Origin of the sequence: Phenylobacterium sp. (genome assembly GCF_044372605.1) — a bacterium.
In the GTDB taxonomy this organism is placed as follows: domain Bacteria; phylum Pseudomonadota; class Alphaproteobacteria; order Caulobacterales; family Caulobacteraceae; genus Phenylobacterium.
The window spans coordinates 1-3084 of the sequence record NZ_JBILRO010000317.1 but is presented as its reverse complement, the minus strand read 5'-3'; the positions used below and the strand labels follow the sequence as shown (position 1 = coordinate 3084).

Genomic DNA, 3084 nt, shown 5'->3' with positions numbered 1-3084 from the left:
CACCTTGCCCTGCGCTGGCCTCACGGCATGGCGGGGTCTGTTTGAGGATGCGCGGCTGGAGCCTGGTGACACGGTGGTGTTGCAAGGCACAGGCGGTGTCTCGATCTTCGGCCTGCAATTCGCCAAGGCCGCCGGGTATCGCACCGTGATCACCTCGTCGTCAGACGAAAAACTGGCCCGCGCCCAGGCGATCGGGGCCGATCACCTGGTCAACTACAAGACCACCCCCGCCTGGTCGGGACCCGTGCGCCAGGCGACCGGCGGTCGCGGGGCGGACTTCATCATGGAAGTCGGCGGCGGCGGCACCATCCAGGAAAGCATGAAAGCGATCCGCATCGGCGGTCACATCGCCATCATCGGCGTGGTGGCAGGCGCTGGAGACCCCTTCAACCCGGCCGCCCTGATCGGCAACTCCGCCAAGCTGCAGGGCCTATCGGTGGGTTCGCGCGACATGTTCGAGGCCATGTGCCGCGCGATTGATTTGCACAAGATTGGCCCCGTGGTGGATAAGGTGTTCCCATGGACCGACGCCAAGGCGGCGTTTTCCGCCATGGCCGGGGGCGAACACTTCGGCAAGATCGTGCTGCAGTTCTAGGAGAACGGCCATGAAGACCAAGGGAATCAATCACCTGGCGCTCGTCTGCCGTGACATGGCCGAGACGGTGAAGTTCTATACCGAGGCGCTGGGCATGCCCCTGGTCAAGACGGTGGAACTGCCTGGCGGCGGCCAGCATTTCTTCTTCGACTGCGGGGGCGACACACTGCTGGCCTTCTTCTGGTGGGCTGATGCGCCCCCGGCCGCGCCGGGCATCGCCTCGGTGAAAGCATTCCCGATGGATCCCAAGACGGCCGTGGGTTCCATGAACCACGTGGCCTTCGATCTGGACGAAAGCGAACTGGAAGGCTCGATCGCACGGCTCAAGGCTGCGGGCGTCGAGGTCTCGGTGCCGGTGGTGGTCAACCACGACGACAGCCCAATGGGCGCCGCGGCCGAGATGCACGAGGGCGTCTGGGTGCGCTCGGTCTACTTCCGCGATCCCAACGGCATCATGCTGGAATACGCCGCCGTCCTGCGCGACTTCACCCCGGCTGATGTGGCCCATGAGCCGGCGCGGGCGGTGGTTTCGGCCTAGTTGTTGTTCAGCCAGACGTAGATCGCCTCGGCCGCCTGTTCTGGGGTCATGGCCGTGGTGTCGATGCGGATCTCCGGGGACTCGGGCGCTTCATACGGGCTGTCGATGCCGGTGAAGTTCTTGAGGTCGCCGGCGCGGGCCTTGGCGTAGAGGCCTTTCACATCGCGTCGTTCGGCCTCGGCCAGCGGGGTGTCGATGAACACCTCGACGAACTCGCCCGCCTCGACCCGCTCGCGCGCCAGCTGTCGCTCGGCCCGGAAGGGCGAGATAAACGAGACCATCACGATCAGGCCCGCATCCACCATCAGGCGCGAGACTTCGGCGACCCGGCGGATGTTCTCAACCCGGTCGACGTCGGTGAAGCCCAGATCCCGGTTCAGGCCATGGCGGACATTGTCGCCGTCCAGCACATAGGTGTGACGACCCTCGGCGTGCAGGCGTTTTTCCAGCAGGTTGGCGATGGTTGACTTGCCGGAGCCGGACAGGCCCGTGAACCAGATCACCCGGCCCTTGTGGCCCATCGACGCGGCCCGGGCGGCCTTGTCGACGTCCATGGCCTGCCAGTGGATATTCTGGCTGCGTCGAAGGGCAAAGTGCAGCATCCCTGCGCCGACGGTGCGGTTGCTCAGGCGGTCGATCAGGATGAACCCGCCAAGGTCCTTGTTGGCGACGTAAGGGTCAAAGGCGATGGGCGCGGAGAGCGACAGGTTGCAGACGCCGATCTCGTTCAGCTCCAGCCGGGTCGCAGCCAGTTTCTCCAGGGTGTTGACGTTGACCTTGTACTTCGGCTCGGCGACCTGGGCGGTCACGGTCCGCGCGCCCAGCTTCATCAGATAGGGTCGACCGGGCAGCAGGGCCTCGTCGTCAAACCAGACGATGGTGCTCTCGAACTGATCGGCCACCTCGGGCGGCTGGCCAGCCAGCGCGATCACGTCGCCGCGCGAGATATCGATCTCGTCGTTGAGGGTCAGCGTGATCGATTGACCTGCCACCGCTTCCGGCAGATCGGCGCCCAGGGTGACAATCCGCGCCACCGTGCTCTCCCGGCCCGAGGGCAGGGCCTTGATGCTGTCGCCGGGTCTGATGACCCCGGATGACACCAGGCCCGAGAAGCCGCGGAAGTCGAGGTCCGGCCGGTTGACCCACTGCACGGGCATCCGGAACGGGCGCGCCTGCAGGTCGTCCTCCACCGGCGCATCCTCCAGCCAGCGCAGCAGCGGCGCGCCGGCGTACCAGGCCATCTTCGAGGACGGCTCGGTGACGTTCTCACCCTTCAGCGCCGACATCGGGATAGCGGTGAAGTCGGTGATGCCGATCTGGGCGGCAAAGGCGCGGTAGTCCGCCAGGATCTCGTCGAACCGGTCCTGACGGTAGTCCACCAGGTCCATCTTGTTGATCGCCAGCACCACGTGGCGGATGCCCAGCAGGCTGACGAGATAGCTGTGGCGGCGTGTCTGGGTCAGCACGCCCTTGCGCGCATCGATCAGGATTATGGCGGCGTCGGCGGTGGAGGCGCCCGTGACCATGTTGCGGGTGTACTGCTCGTGGCCGGGCGTATCGGCGACGATGAACTTCCGCTTGTCGGTCGAGAAGAACCTGTAGGCCACATCGATGGTGATGCCCTGCTCGCGTTCGGCGGAGAGGCCATCGACCAGCAGGGCGAAGTCGATATCGCCGCCCTGGGTGCCGACCTTCCTGGAATAGACCTCCAGCGCCGCCAGCTGATCCTCGAAGATCATCTTGGAATCGTAGAGCATCCGCCCGATCAGGGTCGACTTGCCGTCGTCCACCGAGCCGCAGGTCAGGAACCGCAGCAGCGACTTGTGCTGGTGGTGGAGAAGGTAGGCTTCGATGTCCTCGGCGATGAGGTCCGAGGTGCTCATTTCGTAGGTGGAGGTCATCAGAAATAGCCCTCCTGCTTCTTCTTCTCCATCGAGGCGGCCGGATCGTG

Annotated in this window: 3 protein-coding genes; 2 read left to right on the top strand and 1 reads right to left on the bottom strand. The window is 65.2% G+C overall.

Features of this window, described 5'->3' with window-relative positions:
- Both ACIQ42_RS17505 and ACIQ42_RS17500 read left to right on the top strand, forming a co-directional pair.
- Window positions 1–595 (top strand): NAD(P)-dependent alcohol dehydrogenase (locus ACIQ42_RS17505; RefSeq protein ID WP_397423509.1); only part of this gene is annotated, 595 nt, incomplete at its 5' end.
- 10 nt (window positions 596–605) lie between these two features.
- Complete coding sequence (locus ACIQ42_RS17500; RefSeq protein ID WP_397423508.1) at window positions 606–1133, top strand: VOC family protein; 528 nt, start codon at window positions 606–608, stop codon at window positions 1131–1133.
- On the opposite strand, the gene cysN is transcribed toward ACIQ42_RS17500, so the two are convergent.
- Complete coding sequence (gene cysN, locus ACIQ42_RS17495) at window positions 1130–3016, bottom strand: sulfate adenylyltransferase subunit CysN (RefSeq protein ID WP_397423510.1); 1887 nt, start codon at window positions 3014–3016, stop codon at window positions 1130–1132. The two genes, ACIQ42_RS17500 and cysN, sit on opposite strands and share 4 nt — an antisense overlap.
- Between the last annotated feature and the right edge of the window lie 68 nt (window positions 3017–3084).

What these genes read in the sequence shown, in the direction of transcription:
- ACIQ42_RS17500 (WP_397423508.1), top strand. Translation starts at nt 606, where the DNA reads ATGAAGACCAAGGGAATCAATCACCTGGCGCTCGTCTGCCGTGACATG.
- cysN (WP_397423510.1), bottom strand. Translation starts at nt 3,016, where the DNA reads ATGAGCACCTCGGACCTCATCGCCGAGGACATCGAAGCCTACCTTCTC.